Raw genomic sequence first — 17,849 nt, 5'->3', positions numbered from 1 at the left:
GCCAACCTGTCATCACAAAGTAAGTTATCCTGTCGCCTTGTTCACGAACTGACAATTACAGGCAATTTTTACTGCCATTGGCATATTGGCACAGGCATTGATAAACAGCAGTGGTAAGTAAACAATAATCAAAAAGAAAAAACAATCATATATGTCTAAAATAATTGGAATCGACTTAGGAACAACAAACTCCTGCGTTGCTGTAATGGAAGGTAACGAGCCTGTTGTTATAGCTAACAGCGAGGGTAAACGTACTACGCCGTCTGTAGTAGCTTTTATTGATAATGGCGAACGTAAAGTTGGTGATCCTGCAAAACGTCAGGCTATCACAAACCCTACAAAAACCATTTCGTCAATTAAACGCTTTATGGGTAACCAGTTTAGTGAAGTTACAAGTGAAGCGGCACGTGTACCTTATAAAGTAGTTAAAGGTGACAACAACACTCCTCGTGTTGAAATTGGCGACCGTAAATATACCCCGCAAGAAATTTCTGCAATGATTCTTCAGAAAATGAAGAAAACTGCTGAAGATTTCTTAGGTACCGAAGTAACCGAAGCGGTTATTACCGTTCCTGCTTACTTTAACGACGCTCAGCGCCAGGCAACTAAAGAAGCTGGTGAAATTGCCGGTTTAAAAGTACGCCGTATCATTAACGAACCTACTGCTGCTGCATTAGCTTACGGTTTTGATAAAGCTCATAAAGATATGAAGATAGTTGTGTTTGACTGCGGTGGCGGTACTCATGACGTATCCGTATTGGAATTAGGCGACGGTGTATTTGAAGTAAAAGCTACCGATGGTGATACTCACTTAGGTGGTGACGACTTTGACCAGGTAATTATTGACTGGTTAGCCGACGAGTTTAAAAACGACGAAGGCATTGACCTGCGTAAAGACCCAATGGCTTTACAACGTTTAAAAGAATCGGCTGAGAAAGCTAAAATCGAGTTATCAAGCTCTGCTCAAACTGAAGTTAACCTGCCATACATTACTGCAGTTGACGGTATGCCTAAGCACTTAGTTAAAACATTAACTCGTGCTAAATTTGAGCAATTAGCTGATAGCCTGATCAAACGTACTATTGAGCCTTGTAAATCAGCTTTGAAAAATGCCGGTTTAAGCACTTCTGATATCGACGAAGTGATCCTGGTAGGTGGTTCAACCCGTATCCCTGCTATCCAGGAAGCTGTACAAAAATTCTTTGGTAAAGCTCCTTCAAAAGGTGTTAACCCTGATGAAGTTGTTGCTATCGGTGCTGCTATCCAGGGTGGTGTATTAACCGGTGAGGTTAAGGATGTGTTATTGCTTGACGTTACCCCGCTTTCATTAGGTATCGAAACCATGGGTGGTGTAATGACTAAATTAATTGAGTCGAACACTACTATCCCTACTAAAAAATCTGAAACGTTCTCAACCGCCAGCGACAGCCAGCCTTCAGTTGAGATCCACATATTACAAGGTGAGCGCCCAATGGCTGCGGGTAACCGTACGATAGGCCGTTTCCACCTGGATGGTATTCCGCCTGCACCTCGTGGTGTACCACAAATCGAAGTTACTTTCGATATAGATGCTAACGGTATCCTGCACGTATCTGCAAAAGATAAAGCTACAGGTAAAGAGCAAAAGATCCGTATCGAAGCCTCTTCAGGTTTAACTGATGCCGAGATCAAAAAGATGAAGGACGAAGCTGAGGCTAATGCTGATGCTGACAAAAAGGCAAAAGAAGAAGTTGAAAAACTGAACGCTGCCGATGCCCTGATCTTCTCGACTGAAAAACAATTGAAAGAGTACGGCGATAAGATCCCTGCTGATAAAAAAGCACCTATCGAAGCTGGTTTAGCTAAATTGAAAGAGGCTTATTCAGCTAAAAACTTTGACGCTATCGAAGCTGCACAAACCGAGCTTAACACTGCCTGGACTGCTGCATCTGAAGATATGTACAAAGCTTCTGCCGAAGGTGCTCAAGGCGCACCAGGTGCCGGTGATAACGGTGCAGGCGCGCAAGACAACTCTGACACTGTAACAGATGTTGATTTTGAAGAAGTGAAATAATAAGTTTTTATATAATGAAAAGCCCGGTTTGGTTAATTCCATCCCGGGCTTTTTTTGTGGGGATATTGCCTGGTTGCAGAGTAGGATGGACCTGCGGGGCCATAACTGATCATAATATAAAGCAACGTAAGGCCAGCTGCGCTACGTATTTATGGCCCCCGTAAATACCTAAGAACACTACACTAAAATCTGTAAACTTTTTTAGGACGAGGCATAAAGAGCGGTTTTAACTCCGGAGACTCATCCTGTTGAAATTTTAGATTGATTAATTTTGTGCGTTAACCTAAATATGCAAAAGCCCCTGAAAGGTTAAACTCCATAGCAAATTATTTAAAAAGACGCCATTAACCGTCAACTAATCCATTAATAACTACTAAACTAATAGGGAAATGCTTAATTTCGCAACCTCATACGCGTAAACATCAAATGGACTACCAATTTAAAGAGATAGAGCAAAAATGGCAGCAGTTTTGGGCACAAAACCAAACCTTCAAAGCCGAAGACAAAAGCAGTAAGCCCAAATATTATGTGCTGGATATGTTCCCTTACCCGTCTGGGGCAGGCCTGCACGTTGGGCACCCGCTGGGCTATATCGCTTCTGATATTTTTGCACGCTACAAACGTTTAAAAGGCTTTAACGTATTGCACCCTATGGGCTATGATAGCTTTGGTCTGCCGGCCGAGCAATACGCCATACAAACCGGTCAGCACCCTGCTATAACTACCGAAGATAATATTGCAACCTATCGTCGCCAGTTGGACCAGATCGGCTTTTCGTTCGACTGGAGCCGCGAGGTGCGTACCAGCTCTCCCGATTATTATAAATGGACCCAGTGGATCTTCATGCAACTGTTTAACAGCTGGTATAATAAAGATGCCGACAAGGCCCAGTCAATTGATCAACTGGTAGCACATTTTGAAACCAAAGGTTCTGCCGGTATCAATGCCGTTTGTGATGATGAAATTTTAAGTTTTACTGCCGATGAGTGGAAAGCGTTCAGCAATGAAGAACAGCAGTCCGAATTGTTAAAATACCGCCTTACCTACCTGCGCGAAAGTACCGTAAACTGGTGCCCCGCTCTTGGTACCGTATTGGCAAACGACGAAGTAAAAGACGGCTTTAGCGAGCGTGGCGGCTACCCCGTTGAACAAAAGAAAATGACCCAATGGAGCATGCGCATTACCGCATACGCTGAAAGGTTATTACAAGGCCTTGATACTATCGACTGGCCCGAGCCTTTGAAAGAAATGCAAAGGAACTGGATCGGTAAAAGTACTGGTGCTTCAGTTAAATTCCCGATAGATAAATCAGGTCATAACGCTGTTTTGGATACCGACTTCATCGAAGTGTTTACCACAAGGGTTGATACTATTTTCGGTGTTACCTTCTTGGTAATTGCTCCTGAGCATGAATTAGTTTCTGCATTAACTACACCTGAGCAAAAGGCAGAAATTGAAGCTTACATTACTCAAACCAAAAAGAAATCGGAGCTTGACAGGATGGCTGATGCCAAGACTGTATCAGGCGCATTTACCGGTAGCTATGTGCTTAACCCGTTAAATGGGCAGCCGATCCCAGTCTGGATTGCCGATTATGTTTTGGCAGGATACGGAACAGGCGCGGTTATGGCCGTACCATCAGGCGATCAGCGAGATTACCTTTTCGCGAAGCATTTTAATTTGCCGATAGTGCCGATCATCGATATTCAAAATATCGAAACTGAAGCCGACCCAACTAAAGAAGGCACCTACATCAACTCTGATTTTATCAACGGCTTAGCTTACAAAGAAGCAACTGCCGCGGTGGTTGCCAAACTGGAAGAGATCAATGCCGGTAAAGCCAAAGTTAACTTCAGGATGCGTGACGCCATTTTCGGCCGTCAACGTTACTGGGGCGAGCCGGTGCCGGTTTACTTTAAAGAGGGTTTACCTCATTTAATTAATGAAAGCCACTTGCCATTACTATTGCCCGAAATTGATAAATATCTCCCCACCGAAACCGGCGAACCGCCGTTAGGTCGGGCAGAGGATTGGAAATATGAAGGTGGTTTGCCTTACGAGCTAAGCACCATGCCGGGCTGGGCTGGCTCAAGCTGGTACTGGTACCGTTATATGGATGCCCAAAACGATAAGGAGTTTGCATCGCGCGAGGCTATTGAATACTGGAAAGACGTTGATTTGTACATCGGTGGCAGTGAACATGCAACTGGTCACCTGTTGTACAGCCGTTTCTGGAACAAATTTTTGAAGGACCTTGACCTTGTTGTTGAGGAAGAGCCTTTCAAAAAATTGATTAACCAGGGCATGATCCAGGGCCGTAGTAATTTTGTTTACAGGCTGATTGACGAGGAAGGCAAAGGTACCAACACCTATGTATCGCACGGATTGATCAAAGAACATAAAACTACGCCAATACACGTTGATGTTAACATTGTTGAAAACGAAGTATTAAACATTGCCAAGTTTAAACAATGGCGACCTGAATTTGCAGATGCTGAATTTATCCTGGAAAACGGCAAATACATCTGTGGCGTCGAAGTTGAAAAAATGTCGAAACGGTATTACAACGTTGTAAATCCGGATGATATAGCAACCCGCTTTGGTGCCGATACCTTACGGATGTATGAGATGTTCTTAGGTCCGCTGGAGCAGAGCAAACCGTGGAATACCAATGGTATTGAGGGTGTTTTCAAATTCCTGCGTAAATTCTGGAGGTTATTCCATAATGATGCCTGGGAGTTTGGCGTAAACAATGCCGCTCCGTCAAAAGCCGAGTTGAAATCATTGCATAAGATCATTAAAAAGGTTGAAGAAGATATCGAGCGTTTTTCGTTCAATACTTCGGTATCCAGCTTCATGATCGCTGTTAATGAATTAACCGATTTGAAATGCAACAACCGTGCGATATTGCAGGATATGGTGATCATCCTTTCGCCTTATGCGCCGCACATTTGCGAGGAGCTTTGGTCGTTATTGGGTAATGCTGATGGTACTTTATCATATGCACCATTCCCTAAATTTAATGCCGAGTATTTGGTTGAAGATGAGTTTGCTTATCCAATCTCTATCAACGGTAAAATGAAAATGAACCTAAGCATCTCGTTAAGCCTTGATGTTAAAGAAATAGAAGTCTTTGTTTTGGCTAATGCCGATGTACAAAAATACCTGGATGGTAAAACCCCTAAAAAACTGATTGTGGTAAAAGGCAGGATTGTTAATATGGTGGTTTAATCCCCTCTGCCCCTTAAAGGAGGCACTTTTAGAAATCCCAACCCTGGTTTTGCAACGCAAGGCCAGGGCTTTTTTATTACCTGAAATAAAGATGTCAAATCCGAAGCACTTCGAAAGGCGGGAACGGGCGACGAAAGGATAAGAAATCTTATCTGCCCTGTATAGCCCTTGGCAGGGTATAGGATTTTTCTGTGGCCCCAACGCACGATTCTGTGCACCATCGATGATATCCTGAAAATTCTAATCACATTCTAATTTCTTTCTTAAACCGTTTTAATGCCCGGTACCGACTATTGTATCAACAAACAGTAGTAAACACAAAAAAGGTATCATCATGAAAACATTAAACATTATCATCCCGTCTGATTTCACCTTATCATCATTAAACATTATACCTGTTTTGGCAGAGCGCTATCCGGATCAAAAGCTCAATATATCGCTCGTTCATTTCCTCCAATTGTCCGACTCTATATCCGATCTGCTATTATTATCCCGCAGAAGCAGGGAATATCAGCTCATCAGCGATGAATTTTACGCCGGTTGTACTATGCTGAAGAATGACTATGCAGACCGGATAGAAAACATCACCCCCGATTTTTTTTATGGCAACACGGTGGCTGTATTTAAAAACTATCTCGAAGAAAAAGAGACAGGCCTGATTGCCATGCCCGAAAACCACAGCTATGCAAGGTTAACACCTAACAGTTTTGACCCTACCATATTGATGCAGCGGAGCGGGTATAAAATAATTACCCTTAAAGCTGAAGTTAAACAGTCTTTAACCATCGTTAATGCCGAAGCAGAACATGAACTGCTGGAGGTTTAATATTTATTAAAAATCATTTAAAACAACTATCTATGTTACTAAAAGAAAATATCCCGGTAAAATATGTAGTGGGCAAAATAAAGAATGAGTTGTTACTGGTTGCCGTGTATGCTGTAGCTATAGCCTTATTCCATCGTTTTTTGCCTGAGTACCGCATTTCAATCCCAATTGCTGTGCCGGCCATACTGGCTACCATCATATCCTTGTTACTGGCATTTCGCTCAAACCAGGCCTATGACCGCTGGTGGGAAGCCCGGAGTATTTGGGGAGCTATAGTGAACGATTCAAGATCGCTGGTGCGCGAGTTGATCACTTTCTTAGATGGCGATAACGCTGTATGTGAAGAAATTGAAGGATTCAAAAAACGGTTTGTTTACAGGCAAATAGCATGGTGCCATGGCTTAAGCCAATCATTACGCAAGCAAGATCCATATGCTAAAAACGCCCACCTGCTGGTTGACGAAGAAGTAAAATTCACTCATCGTTTTACAAACATGCCCAACAGCTTGCTAAAACTGCACGGGCTTGACCTAAAACTGGCTTATAAAAATGGATGGCTTAATGATTACCAGCAAGTGCAGATAGATGGTACACTTAATCGCCTGTGTGATGCTATGGGCAAATGCGAGCGGATCAAGAACACGGTATTTCCGGTTACATACAGCTTATACATCCATTTTTGCCTGTACCTGTTTATCATATTGCTGCCATTTGGCCTCATCGAATTCTTCGGCATGTTTGAAGTACCGCTGATCATAGCTATAGCGGCAGCATTTTTACTGGTAGAGAAAATGGCCATCCACCTGCAGGACCCATTTGAGAATAAACCGACAGACACCCCAACAACTGCCATATCGCAAACCATTGAACGCGACTTAAAGCAGATGCTTAACGATAAACATGAGAGTGAAAAGGCGCCGGTGCAAACTGCCGCCGCTAAAGCAAACGTATATTATATACTGTAAGCTTTACACCCCTGTGCGGGAAGGCACAGGGGTTCACTTATTTATTCCCTAAAGCCTAAACCTTCTTCTTTCATCTTCTCCTTCACTATCGGCACCGAACTTTTGCCGACACCGTGCAACTGCAAAAACTCTTTCTCGGTAAGTTTTGATAATTCAAGCAAGGATGTTATGCCCGCATTAGCCAACGCACGCTGAGCAGGGTTGCCCAATTTACCAAATGGGCTTTCTGATTTTTCAGTCTTCATGAGGAACGGTTTAATTGATGATCAAATTTAATATATTCTTGTGCTCGTTTGCAACGAGCGGCTTAACTTGGTTTTGCATTTGCAACGCAGCTCTACTCCTTGCGCTCGTTTGCAACGAGCGCTTAACATGGTTTTGCGATTGTATCGCACGATCATTAATTTAGCTTAAACACTTATCATCAATGTCGCATCAATACAGAGTTAGAAACCATGGGGAAATTCACTTTGTAACATTTACAATAGTTGATTGGATTGATGTATTTATCAGGCCATCTTACAAACAACTTATTATTGATTCCCTTATTTACTGCCAAAAAACAAAGGTTTGGAGATATATGCTTTTTGTCTGATGACTAATCACCTCCATTTGCTGGTATCCGCAAGAAGCCCAGTAAGACTACCTGATATTGTGCGCGATTTTAAAAAACATACCAACAAACAAATCATTAAACTAATAAAAGAAGAGAATGAAAGCCGGAGGATTGGATGTTATATCGCTTTCAATATAATGCAAGGTTTGATGATCGGATACAAAATTATAAAGTGTGGCGGGATGGCTATCATTCCATTGAGTGCGACCGGGAAGAAATACTTTTTCAAAAATTGGATTACATTCATGATAATCCCGTACGGGCAGAAATAGTAAGCTATCCTGAACATTACATATATAGCTCGGCGATTAACTATGCCGGGGAACGGGGACTATTGGAAGTGACTTTATTGGAGAGGGGCTTTATCTCCGTGAAAGCTTAACATGGATTTACGTTACAAACGTAAACCCATGTTAAGCACTCGTTATAAACGAGCGCAAGGGTATTTTATTTAGTTCTTGCGCTCGTTTGCAACGAGCGCTTAATATGGTTTAGCGATTGCATCGCGATACCTTGTTATTATTCATTAACCACACCCATTGAGCAGAATTTATCAATACGTTCGGCTACAAGCTCATCAATATTGCGCTCTTTAAGGGTTTTCAGGTCTTTTAACAATTGTTTTTTTAGGATACCGGCCATAGCAACCGGATCTTGATGGGCACCGCCAAGCGGTTCTTTGATCACCCCGTCAATCAGCTTGTTCTTAAACATTTCTGTCGAGGTTAGTTTAAGTACTTCAGCGGCACGCTCTTTATTTTCCCAGGTTTTCCAAAGAATGGTTGAGCAGTTTTCGGGAGAGATCACCGAATACCATGAGTTATCCAGCATCAGTACCCTATCGCCAATACCAATACCCAATGCGCCGCCCGATGCGCCTTCGCCAATAATAACACAGATCACCGGCACTTTCAGCACTGCCATTTCGAGCAGGTTACGGGCAATGGCTTCACCTTGTCCGCGCTCTTCGGCCTCCAAACCCGGATAAGCTCCCGGAGTATCAATTAAAGTAACAACGGGCTTGTTGAATTTTTCGGCCATTTTCATCAGCCTTAAGGCTTTACGGTACCCTTCGGGGTTGGCCATGCCGAAGTTACGGTACTGGCGCTCCTTGGTGTTACGGCCCTTTTGATGACCGATAAACATTACCGTTTGGCCATTCAGCGTACCAAAACCACCAATTATAGCTTTATCATCACCTACGGTACGGTCGCCATGCAGCTCAATGAAATCATCGCACATCAGCTCGATGTACTGCAAGGTGTAAGGCCTTTCCGGGTGACGCGAAATTTGTACTTTTTGCCAGCCTGTAAGGTTGTTGTATATATCTTTTTTGGCTTCTTCCAGCTTTCCTTCCAGCTCGGCAACAGTTGCCGACATGTCGAGTTTGTTTTTTTCCTCAACCTGCTTTACCTTCTCTATTTGCTGCTGTAACTCAGCCAGTGGTTTTTCAAAATCAAACGTAATCTTCATACACTTTATTTGGAGGCGCTAAATTAAGCAAATCAAACGGGATATTTTCAATTATGAGCAGCGAGTGTTTCCAACTTCGTGATTTGCTGCGGGGCCAATGCATTGCCGGTGCTTAAACAGGCCTGCAAAATGGCATTCCTGAGCTCGCCGTAATACAGTCCCGAGCGGTTAGCGTAAAAGATGATACTACCATTATCCGTGCCTTTTCTCATCAGTTTATCAAGCGTGGTTTCGTTGGTAACAATAAAATTGCCCATCTCTACCCGTTTGCGGTGCAGTTCGGCAGCAATGGCCGTAATTTTGGTAAGCTGAACCGGGCTCAGGCTTAGTTCTTTTTTAAACTTCAGCGCTGCATCGGGCATGGGATAATGGTTAAGCCGGGCAACCTGTTCAATATGGTCAAACAAATACTCACCGGTAATCAGTTGGGTAAACTTTTTGTCGCTCAGGGTTTTTATGGGCGATTTTTTCAGGGTACTGTCGGCTTGCTGGGCTTTGGCAGTGATGCTGAGCATTAGGGTTATGAGGAGGGGGAGGATGGTTTTTAGCATAAGGGGGATTTAGTATCTTATGTTTGAATAAAATATTCATTGCCGTTGGTTTTAGTGGCTGTTGCACAACATTAAAGTCAACGGCAATGAACTGTCTACCTGCAAACTGTATTTATCAAATTTAAAAATATTTTATGTAGAGACACATAATTAAGTCTCCAGTAAGATAAAACGCTTTGAATGAGTGTACGGGAGACGCAATTATGCGTCCCTACATTAAAAGGAATATTAACACTATTCCACCTTCACAACCTTTGTCCTTGCCGAAATTCCGTTTTCATTAAACGCTTCTATCTGAAAATAGTATGGCAGGCTTTTATCCATCCCATTAAAATAGTATTCGTTACGGCCGTAAACCATCATGTTGTTGTACAATTTATCGGGCGCTATGCCGAAGTAAATGGTGTAGCCGGTGGCATTATCGTTTGGCTTCCACTTAAGCCAGGCGTTGCGGCGTTCGCTGTCGCCACGCAGTATAATCAGGTTTTGCACGGTATCGGGTTTTGCACCTGCACCTTTACCAAACACCCTTAAGCCAGATATTGCAAATTTGCCTGTAGGCATGTGCAGGTTAACCATTTTTATGTAACGCGCTTTGACAGGATTTTTAAGCTCGATATAATCGTGCGGCACATCTTTGCGGTTTTTACTTTTGTCGATAAGGGGCTGCCAGGTTTTGCCATTGAGCGACGAATAAACGATATACTGATGATACACACCTAATGATTTGCCCATAAACGTGGCATCCTGATCGGCGTAGTTAATTTGGATGGCACTTACGGTGCTGGTCCCGCCAAGATCAGTTTTAAGCCATTCGCCTTTATTGGCTGTTTTGGCGCTCCAGTAAGTTTTAATATCCTCATCAACCGCGTTATTAGCGGCATACGCGCCAAGGGTTGATGAAACTTCTACGGGTTTATTATAATTGAGGATCATCCAGCCGGTGAAATTAGTTTTCAGGTGATCTTCCGGGCCCTTGGATAAATAATGCGGATAATCTCCATAAGCGGTATTGCTGTACAGTACGCCATCCTTATCAAAACCGGCGGGCCAGAAGCCAATGCGGCGCTCAAAGTTATTTTTCACCGAGATGCCCATGGTACTGATATGCCAGTAATTGCCATACTTATCGGCCCAGGTGGCACCATGTCCCGCCCCTTTGGCAAAGCCACCCGGTTTGTACGAGAAAGGGTTATGCTTTTGGTAAGTGAACGGACCAAGCGGATGATCGCTCACAAAAACACCATCGGCATAGCCACTTTGCTCAGTACCCGGTGCGCCGAATTGCAGGTAATACTTCCCTTTATACTTGTTCATCCATGAGCCTTCAATAAAGGGCAGCAGGAATACATTATCATTATGTTCGCCAAAGCGCTCCCAGCCATGCTCTTCTGGATTGAGCTTTACCATTTCTTTTTTGGGGCCGATGGGTTCAAAGGTATGCCTGTCAATCTCCTGCCCGTAAAGTGGCAATGTATTGCTGGAGCCATGGTAAATATAAACCCGGCCGTCGTCATCGGCAAACATACCCGGGTCCCAGGCGCCTACTTTAAAATAATCCTTGGCGGCTTTCCAATCGTCATGTGTGGGATTGGTGCTCATCCACAGGGTAAAATCTTTATTATAGGTCGATCCGATCACCAGCAGGGTATCGCCCAAAACCAGCGTGGCAGGAGCACAAAGTTCGTCACCCTTTACTTCGTTATATGGGCGAACAAATTTGCGGTACACAAAATTCCAGTTCAGCATGTCGTCGCTCCACCAATAGCCAAACTGATTGGTAGAGAACAAATAATACTTACCTTTAAACAACGTCATGGTTGGATCGGCAGTGGCGCGGTGTTTGCCCCAGCTCGCAAATGTTTCGAAAGGGGTGTAACCATAATCGAGGTTAAGCGGGTTGCAGTAGGTAAGGCGTTTTTGCTGAGCATGGGCGCTCATTGCGCAGCAACATATCAGGACGAGCAGATAACGGGTAACTGTTTTCATAAGGAAATACTAACAGGTTATAATGGTATTACAACAGGGGGCTAATATCAGTTTTTAAACAGCAATAAAAGTTTTGTGTACTACTACATCTGTTTCACATCGTAAAATATTTTAACATTGTGTGTTAAAAACACAATTAATTCGTACTTTCATCAGCACAAGCCAGTTATCCTAAATATCGCTTTTATGAACAAGAAATCCCTGCTGTTCTTCGTCATGCAATTACTTTTTATTGCATCTGCTTTCGCGCAATATCCTAAAATGGATAAGCTGCTTTACGGCGTAGCTTATTATGACGAGTACATGCCTTATGAACGACTGGATAAGGACGTGCAAATGATGAAAGCCTGCGGCATTAACGTGGTGCGCATTGCCGAATCAACCTGGAGTACGGAAGAGCCACAGGATGGCGTTTTCGATTTTACACATATCGACAGGGTTTTAAACGCTATGCAAAAAGCAGGGATCCATGTTATTATAGGTACGCCAACCTATGCTGTGCCTACCTGGATGGTAAAAAAGCATCCCGAGATCTTAGCTATTACCCCATCGGGCCAAAACCAGTACGGGCCACGGCAAAACATGGATATCACCAATAAAGATTACCGTTTTTATGCCGAGCGTGTTATCCGCAAGATCATGGAACACGTTAAGGACAATAAGGCGGTAATAGGATACCAGGTGGATAACGAAACCAAATCATACGGCACGGCCGGACCAAACGTGCAGGCGCTGTTTGTTAACTACATGAAGGCTAAGTATAAAACACTTGATAACATCAACCATATTTTCGGGCTCGATTACTGGAGCAACCGCATCAATAACTGGGACGATTTTCCGTCGATGGTTAATACCATTAATGGCAGCCTTTCATCCGAGTTTGCCAAATTTCAGCGGCAGCTGGTTACTGATTATTTAGCATGGCAGGCCGCCATTGTGCGCGAATACAAACGTCCCGATCAGTTCATCACCCAAAACTTCGACCTGGAATGGCACGGCTATTCGTTCGGCATTCAGCCCGATGTTGATCATTTTGCAGCGGCCAAAGCTTTGGATATTGCAGGCATTGATATTTACCACCCCAGCCAGGATAAGCTTACCGGTGTGGAGATCTCTTTTGGAGGCGATGTGGCCCGATCAATGAAAGGCGGCAAAAACTACCTTACTATCGAAACCGAAGCTCAGGGCTTTCCGCAATGGGTACCGTATCCCGGTCAGCTGAGGTTGCAGGCTTTTAGTCATTTGGCATCGGGGGCAAATATGGTGAGCTACTGGCCATGGCACTCTATCCATAACTCGGCCGAAACCTACTGGAAAGGTTTGTTAAGTCATGATTTTGAGCCCAACCCGGTTTATGACGAAGCCAAAACCATCGGCAAAGATTTCGACAGGTTAAGCAGCAAACTCATCAACCTGAAAAAGAAAAACGAGGTAGCCATCCTGTTCAGTAACGAAGCCCTTACCGGTTTCAAGGCTTTTGGCTTTGGCTGGGGCGTACGTACCGGCTATAATGATGTATTGCGCCAGTTTTACGATGGCCTGTACCATATGAACGTAGGCTGTGATTTTGTTGACCCAACAAGTAAAAATATTGAAGATTATAAACTGCTGATAGTTCCCCTGCTATACGCGGCACCGGATAGTTTGCTAAAGCGATTAAACACCTATGTTAAAAACGGCGGGCATATCATTTATACCTTCAAAAGCGGTTTCGCCGACGAAAATGTGAAAGTACGTACCACCCATCAGCCGGGAATTATTGAAGAAGCCTGCGGAATTTACTACAGCCAGTTTACCGAACCCAGCAATGTATCATTAAAAGCTGATGATTGGAACCTGAAACCCGAAGATAAAAAGCTGAATACCTGGATGGAGCTCATTACTCCTACTACCGCTAAAGTATTAGCTTACTATGATCACCCGGTTTGGGGCAAGTACGCCGCCATTACCGAAAACACTTACGGCAAGGGCCTGGCAACATATATAGGCAGCTTAACCACCAGCGCCGTTACCGACAAATTATTGGCCGATGCCGTAAAAAAAGTTGGTCTCTGGGGTACCGATCAGCAGATAGCCTGGCCTGTTATCACCAAACAAGGTGTAAACCAGGGCGGCAAAACGGTTCATTATTATTTTAATTATTCGGCAAAAGAAACCAATATGACTTATCCGTATAATAATGGCAAAGAGTTGTTATCAGGCGATAATGTCAGCAAAAACAGCGATTTAAAACTGGAGCCATGGGCAGTTAAGATCATTGAGGTTAATTAATTATCGTTGTCTAAAATGACAACATCTACGAAAAAATTATTTAATAGCGGTTTGCTTTATATTGCGCTATCTTTTTTACACCTTTAGCCTCCTAAAAATCGTGTAATAAAAAGACAGCTTATCACAAAGTCTGCATGCTAAAATTAAGATATATTGACGCCTTAAGGGGCTGGGCTATTTTAGGAGTTATAATGGTACACAGCTGGCAGGCAGGCTCGGCCAGTTACATACCACCCCAGCTCAATAACATTTTGGTGCGTGGGAGCGCCGGTGTTCAGCTATTCTTTTTTATTAGTGCGTTTACTCTTTTTCTTTCCGCAAATGCCAAGTATGGAACAGAGCAACATTTTACGGGTAATTTTTTTATCCGTCGCTTTTTCAGAATCGCGCCGATGTACTATCTCGCCATCATTTATTTTTTATGGCAGGATGGTTTTGGCCCCCGTCATTCGTTAGGTGATGCTCCTGGTATAACAGTTGAAAATATTATTGGCAACGTACTTTTTTTACACGGCTTCAATCCCACCTGGCTCAACAGCACTGTGCCGGGCGGCTGGTCGGTTGCTGTTGAAATGCTTTTTTATCTCTTCGTTCCCGTTTTATTTCATAAAATAAAAAACACACAGCAAGCCGCAGTATTTTTTATTTTATCACTTATTTTTCGTTTTATTCTTGATAATATTTTGCACCGCCATCCATTGATGCACAACGAAATTTTATGGAGTAATTACCTCTTCTTTTACTTTCCCTCACAATTACCGGCATTTGCACTGGGTATAATCTTTTATTTTATCATCAAGGATAATTATCAAATAAAGATTAAGCCATCTGTCATATTACTCGCTGCACTGATTCTGATGCTGCGAAATGCTCAAATAGACATTATTCCCGATTATCTATTATGCACAATAGCATTTTTATTGCTGGCCCTTGCCCTAAGCAAATTTGAATTTAAAATAATTGTTAACCAGGTCACAAGGTATATAGGTAAAATAAGTTTCAGCATATACTTAATCAATTTCGCTGTGATAGATTGGCTAAAGCATTTCCAACTGCTCAATTATTTTACTGTTCAAAGCCGAACCGAAGCTATAGCAAATTATACTACAAGGTTTTTATTAGTCTTGGTGGTTTGCATATTCATTGCTTCATTTCTATATTATTTTATTGAGTTGCCCGCTCAAAAAATCGGCTACCGAATCATAAAAAAGCGTGAGAGCAAACAATTGCTATAATCGTTAACGCGTATGCTTAGTTATTTGCTTGCTTCTTTCTCCGCAATATGATCAGCATGATCAAGCCAATGAGGCTAAATAGTCCCAAAATCCAGTAACCGCTTATCTGCGATGGGTTTACCGTTTTCTGATCGGTACTTTGCTTTACGCCGGCATCGCCGCTGGGTACGCTGGCTTTGTCACTGTCCTGCAATGTCCCCGTTCCGGTGCCTGATACGGTAGCTGTGCCCGGAGCACCCTGGCTCGACCCGTTCCCGGCGCCTGCCCCATTAGCCTTGGTAGTTGATGATGAAGTATCTTTAGATGATTGCGCCAGCAAAGGCGCTGTAGCGCCCAATGTTAATCCCAATAGCATAACGGCCAGTTTTATTTTAAATGCTTTCATGGTGTTTAGTTTTGATGCAGGTTGATTAAAACAATAGCTGTGCCAGTGATGGATTAATGTTAATAAATACAATGTTGAATGATAAACAAACGGTTGAGAGCTGGCGGGAAAAAGAAATCTCCTACGCCATGCTTAATTCGCTTTGCAAAGCCTATAAAACACACAATACCCTCAGGGGTACGTTCGTGGCAAAACGTGTTATTTGGTTTTATAAACCGGCAGCATTACCCTGATCTCGGTACCTTCGCCCTCTTTAGAAACGATACCGATATTGCCCTTATGCAACCTTACAATGTTTAGTGCAAGAGGGAGGCCTACGCCGTGCCCCTCATATTTGCCGGTATTTGATGCACGGAAAAATGGTTCGAATATGTGTTGGACATCACATTCGGGAATACCTATCCCCTGGTCCTTTACACTAAAAATGACGCTGTGATTTTCGGCATATACCTTAAGAATTACCGGTTTGTTTTCGGAATATTTACAGGCGTTAAGGCCAATATTACTTATGGCCAGTTTGAGCAGGTTGATGTTGCCCTGTGTAACCAGGCTATCCACATCATCAGGCAGTGATGAAAAATCAATGCTGAGGTTATTTGTCGGGATAATATGATCAACAGCTTCTTTAACCATAAACGCCAGCTCATCAGCCCTAATTTGCTCCCAGTTTTGTTTTTTACCGTCGAACCCGCTTTGTGCCAGCCCCAATAGGCTGGTAATTATATCCTGCAGGCTTTGTGTGCCGGTTAGGATCTCTTTGAGGTTTTTATGCAGATCGGCCCCTGGTTGATCCAGATTTTTAAGGGAAAGTTCGGCTTCGCCTTTAATGATGGCCAGGGGGGTGCGTAACTCGTGCGAGGCGTTGCTGATAAAGTTGTTCTGGGTTTCAAAGGCTGTTTCCAGCCTGTCGAGCATGTTGTTGAAAGTTTGGGTAAGCTCGGCTATTTCGTCTTTCCCGTTGTAATCCTCCAAACGCAAATGCAGGTTGCTGGCGGTAATGGTATTTACCTTTTTTATGATGCTGCGTACCGGTTTAAAGGTATGGTATGAAAACCGGCGACCAATAATATACACGATCAATATCGAAATCAGGAAACTGATTATCAGCACCTGCTCAAGATCATTCAGCTCACTAAGGCCAGATGGATTGGTTGCCGAAACCACAATAATAGCATCCCCCTCCGGAAAGTGGAAGATATTGCCGGCGTAAAATACATTGTCGGCTTTAAACCTCGATTTACCGTTGGCGATGATGTTATTAATTAGTTGGCGCGGAACGCCTTTAACTGTTTTGCCTTTTGTGTAAATATCAGGTTTAATGATGTATTGCTTTTCGGCTATGAGGCGTTCCAGATAGCGCTGGCGTATTTCCCGGTACATGCCGAGGCTGTCGCGATCATTGAGGTGATGGATCTGGGAGGAGATGTTTACACGGGTCTCAAGCCGTTTATAAAAATCATCGAAGGTAAACTGGTGCACAAAATAAAAGATAGCACTGCTGAATATCAATATTACCGATACTGTTAGCACCAGGAACAACAGCGCTACTTTTTTCTGGATGCTCATGCCGCGTTGTTTTTTAAAATATAGCCCATGCCAATAACTGTGTGGATGAGCTTGGGCTCAAAATCTTTATCCACCTTTTTGCGCAGGTAGTTAATGTATACATCAACCACGTTGGTGCTCATATTGAAATCAATGTTCCAAACGTGCTCCAATATCTCAATGCGACTGAGCATGTGGTTTTTATTTTTAGCCAGAAACTCCAGCAGGCGATATTCCGTAGCTGTCAGGTCAATGGTTTTATCACCGCGTTTAACTGATTTTTCGTCGCCGTTAATTACGAGGTCGGCAATTTGTATCACGTTTGGCGGCTGTACAAGATTGGTATTGCGGCGGGCCAGGGTGCGGATGCGGGCGTTAAGCTCGGCCAGGCTAAAGGGTTTAACCATGTAATCATCGGCACCGCTGTCGAGGCCTACAACTACGTTTTCGGTAGTACCGAGTGCGGTAAGCATTAATATGGCTGCGTTTTGGTTGGCCTGCCGCAAGCGGCGGCAAACCTCAATGCCGTTAATGCCGGGCAACATGATATCCAGTATAATGAGTTGAAAATCCATCTTCATGGCCATGTCCAGTCCGGTTGTACCATCAAGGGCAACACTTATCTCGTGACCTTCGGTAGTAAGGTCGCGCTGGATAATGGATACCAGTTTAGCTTCATCTTCAATCAACAGGATCTTCATCGTGGCAA

General features: G+C 43.4%; 14 protein-coding genes. 7 read left to right on the top strand and 7 right to left on the bottom strand.

What is annotated here, in order from left to right:
* Positions 1–151: 151 nt before the first annotated feature.
* The 4 genes from dnaK (at position 152) to IEX80_RS15610 (ending at position 7,075) form a co-directional block, all read left to right on the top strand.
* The gene (gene dnaK / locus IEX80_RS15625; RefSeq protein ID WP_090529206.1) at positions 152–2,053 is read left to right on the top strand and encodes a molecular chaperone DnaK; all 1,902 of its coding nucleotides are present in this window, start codon (positions 152–154) and stop codon (positions 2,051–2,053) included.
* Positions 2,054–2,479: 426 nt separating this feature from the next.
* Positions 2,480–5,284, top strand: a complete 2,805-nt coding sequence (gene leuS / locus IEX80_RS15620; protein WP_188833410.1) for a leucine--tRNA ligase — start codon at positions 2,480–2,482, stop codon at positions 5,282–5,284.
* A 334-nt stretch (positions 5,285–5,618) separates the two neighbouring features.
* The gene (locus IEX80_RS15615; protein WP_188833409.1) at positions 5,619–6,110 is read left to right on the top strand and encodes a hypothetical protein; all 492 of its coding nucleotides are present in this window, start codon (positions 5,619–5,621) and stop codon (positions 6,108–6,110) included.
* 32 nt (positions 6,111–6,142) lie between these two features.
* Entirely contained in the window at positions 6,143–7,075 is a 933-nt protein-coding gene (locus IEX80_RS15610; RefSeq protein ID WP_112653540.1) for a bestrophin family protein, read from the top strand.
* A gap of 41 nt (positions 7,076–7,116) precedes the next feature.
* Here IEX80_RS15610 and IEX80_RS15605 read toward each other — a convergent pair whose 3' ends face one another.
* Positions 7,117–7,320 carry a DNA-directed RNA polymerase subunit alpha C-terminal domain-containing protein gene (locus IEX80_RS15605; RefSeq protein WP_188833408.1) on the bottom strand — a complete coding sequence of 68 codons (204 nt, stop codon included), beginning with the start codon at positions 7,318–7,320 and terminating at the stop codon, positions 7,117–7,119.
* A gap of 349 nt (positions 7,321–7,669) precedes the next feature.
* On the opposite strand from IEX80_RS15605, the gene IEX80_RS27990 reads away from it, so the two are divergent.
* Positions 7,670–7,963, top strand: coding sequence for a hypothetical protein (locus tag IEX80_RS27990; protein ID WP_354437202.1), 294 nt, complete (start codon positions 7,670–7,672; stop codon positions 7,961–7,963).
* 247 nt (positions 7,964–8,210) lie between these two features.
* On the opposite strand, the gene IEX80_RS15595 is transcribed toward IEX80_RS27990, so the two are convergent.
* The 3 genes from IEX80_RS15595 to IEX80_RS15585 form a co-directional block, all read right to left on the bottom strand.
* On the bottom strand, positions 8,211–9,164 hold the full coding sequence (locus IEX80_RS15595; protein WP_188833407.1) for an acetyl-CoA carboxylase carboxyltransferase subunit alpha: 954 nt from the start codon (positions 9,162–9,164) through the stop codon (positions 8,211–8,213).
* Between the two features lie 47 nt (positions 9,165–9,211).
* Complete coding sequence (locus tag IEX80_RS15590; protein ID WP_188833406.1) at positions 9,212–9,715, bottom strand: hypothetical protein; 504 nt, start codon at positions 9,713–9,715, stop codon at positions 9,212–9,214.
* 234 nt (positions 9,716–9,949) lie between these two features.
* Complete coding sequence (locus IEX80_RS15585) at positions 9,950–11,704, bottom strand: family 43 glycosylhydrolase (protein ID WP_188833405.1); 1,755 nt, start codon at positions 11,702–11,704, stop codon at positions 9,950–9,952.
* A 186-nt stretch (positions 11,705–11,890) separates the two neighbouring features.
* Here IEX80_RS15585 and IEX80_RS15580 point away from each other — a divergent pair, with 186 nt between their 5' ends.
* Both IEX80_RS15580 and IEX80_RS15575 read left to right on the top strand, forming a co-directional pair.
* The gene (locus IEX80_RS15580; RefSeq protein ID WP_229701647.1) at positions 11,891–13,975 is read left to right on the top strand and encodes a beta-galactosidase; all 2,085 of its coding nucleotides are present in this window, start codon (positions 11,891–11,893) and stop codon (positions 13,973–13,975) included.
* Positions 13,976–14,109: 134 nt separating this feature from the next.
* Positions 14,110–15,210 carry an acyltransferase family protein gene (locus tag IEX80_RS15575; protein WP_090529177.1) on the top strand — a complete coding sequence of 367 codons (1,101 nt, stop codon included), beginning with the start codon at positions 14,110–14,112 and terminating at the stop codon, positions 15,208–15,210.
* Between the two features lie 16 nt (positions 15,211–15,226).
* Here IEX80_RS15575 and IEX80_RS15570 read toward each other — a convergent pair whose 3' ends face one another.
* From IEX80_RS15570 to IEX80_RS15560, 3 genes are all read right to left on the bottom strand, one after another.
* A complete protein-coding gene (locus tag IEX80_RS15570; RefSeq protein ID WP_176627935.1) occupies positions 15,227–15,595 on the bottom strand; it encodes a hypothetical protein in 369 nt (122 codons plus the stop codon).
* A 198-nt stretch (positions 15,596–15,793) separates the two neighbouring features.
* On the bottom strand, positions 15,794–17,161 hold the full coding sequence (locus tag IEX80_RS15565) for a HAMP domain-containing sensor histidine kinase (RefSeq protein ID WP_188833404.1): 1,368 nt from the start codon (positions 17,159–17,161) through the stop codon (positions 15,794–15,796).
* Positions 17,158–17,841: a response regulator transcription factor gene (locus IEX80_RS15560; RefSeq protein ID WP_090529166.1), complete on the bottom strand. Its 684-nt coding sequence runs from the start codon at positions 17,839–17,841 to the stop codon at positions 17,158–17,160. The genes IEX80_RS15565 and IEX80_RS15560 overlap by 4 nt, the downstream gene beginning before the upstream one ends.
* Positions 17,842–17,849: the final 8 nt, after the last annotated feature.

The organism is Mucilaginibacter rubeus (assembly GCF_014643835.1).
In the GTDB taxonomy this organism is placed as follows: domain Bacteria; phylum Bacteroidota; class Bacteroidia; order Sphingobacteriales; family Sphingobacteriaceae; genus Mucilaginibacter; species Mucilaginibacter rubeus.
The sequence above is the reverse complement of the archived record's forward strand: the minus strand, read 5'-3'. Positions and strand labels throughout refer to the sequence as shown.

Coding starts and splice junctions, on each gene's coding strand:
- dnaK (WP_090529206.1), top strand. CDS start 152: ATGTCTAAAATAATTGGAATCGACTTAGGAACAACAAACTCCTGCGTT.
- leuS (WP_188833410.1), top strand. CDS start 2,480: ATGGACTACCAATTTAAAGAGATAGAGCAAAAATGGCAGCAGTTTTGG.
- IEX80_RS15615 (WP_188833409.1), top strand. CDS start 5,619: ATGAAAACATTAAACATTATCATCCCGTCTGATTTCACCTTATCATCA.
- IEX80_RS15610 (WP_112653540.1), top strand. CDS start 6,143: ATGTTACTAAAAGAAAATATCCCGGTAAAATATGTAGTGGGCAAAATA.
- IEX80_RS15605 (WP_188833408.1), bottom strand. CDS start 7,320: ATGAAGACTGAAAAATCAGAAAGCCCATTTGGTAAATTGGGCAACCCT.
- IEX80_RS27990 (WP_354437202.1), top strand. CDS start 7,670: ATGACTAATCACCTCCATTTGCTGGTATCCGCAAGAAGCCCAGTAAGA.
- IEX80_RS15595 (WP_188833407.1), bottom strand. CDS start 9,164: ATGAAGATTACGTTTGATTTTGAAAAACCACTGGCTGAGTTACAGCAG.
- IEX80_RS15590 (WP_188833406.1), bottom strand. CDS start 9,715: ATGCTAAAAACCATCCTCCCCCTCCTCATAACCCTAATGCTCAGCATC.
- IEX80_RS15585 (WP_188833405.1), bottom strand. CDS start 11,704: ATGAAAACAGTTACCCGTTATCTGCTCGTCCTGATATGTTGCTGCGCA.
- IEX80_RS15580 (WP_229701647.1), top strand. CDS start 11,891: ATGAACAAGAAATCCCTGCTGTTCTTCGTCATGCAATTACTTTTTATT.
- IEX80_RS15575 (WP_090529177.1), top strand. CDS start 14,110: ATGCTAAAATTAAGATATATTGACGCCTTAAGGGGCTGGGCTATTTTA.
- IEX80_RS15570 (WP_176627935.1), bottom strand. CDS start 15,595: ATGAAAGCATTTAAAATAAAACTGGCCGTTATGCTATTGGGATTAACA.
- IEX80_RS15565 (WP_188833404.1), bottom strand. CDS start 17,161: ATGAGCATCCAGAAAAAAGTAGCGCTGTTGTTCCTGGTGCTAACAGTA.
- IEX80_RS15560 (WP_090529166.1), bottom strand. CDS start 17,841: ATGAAGATCCTGTTGATTGAAGATGAAGCTAAACTGGTATCCATTATC.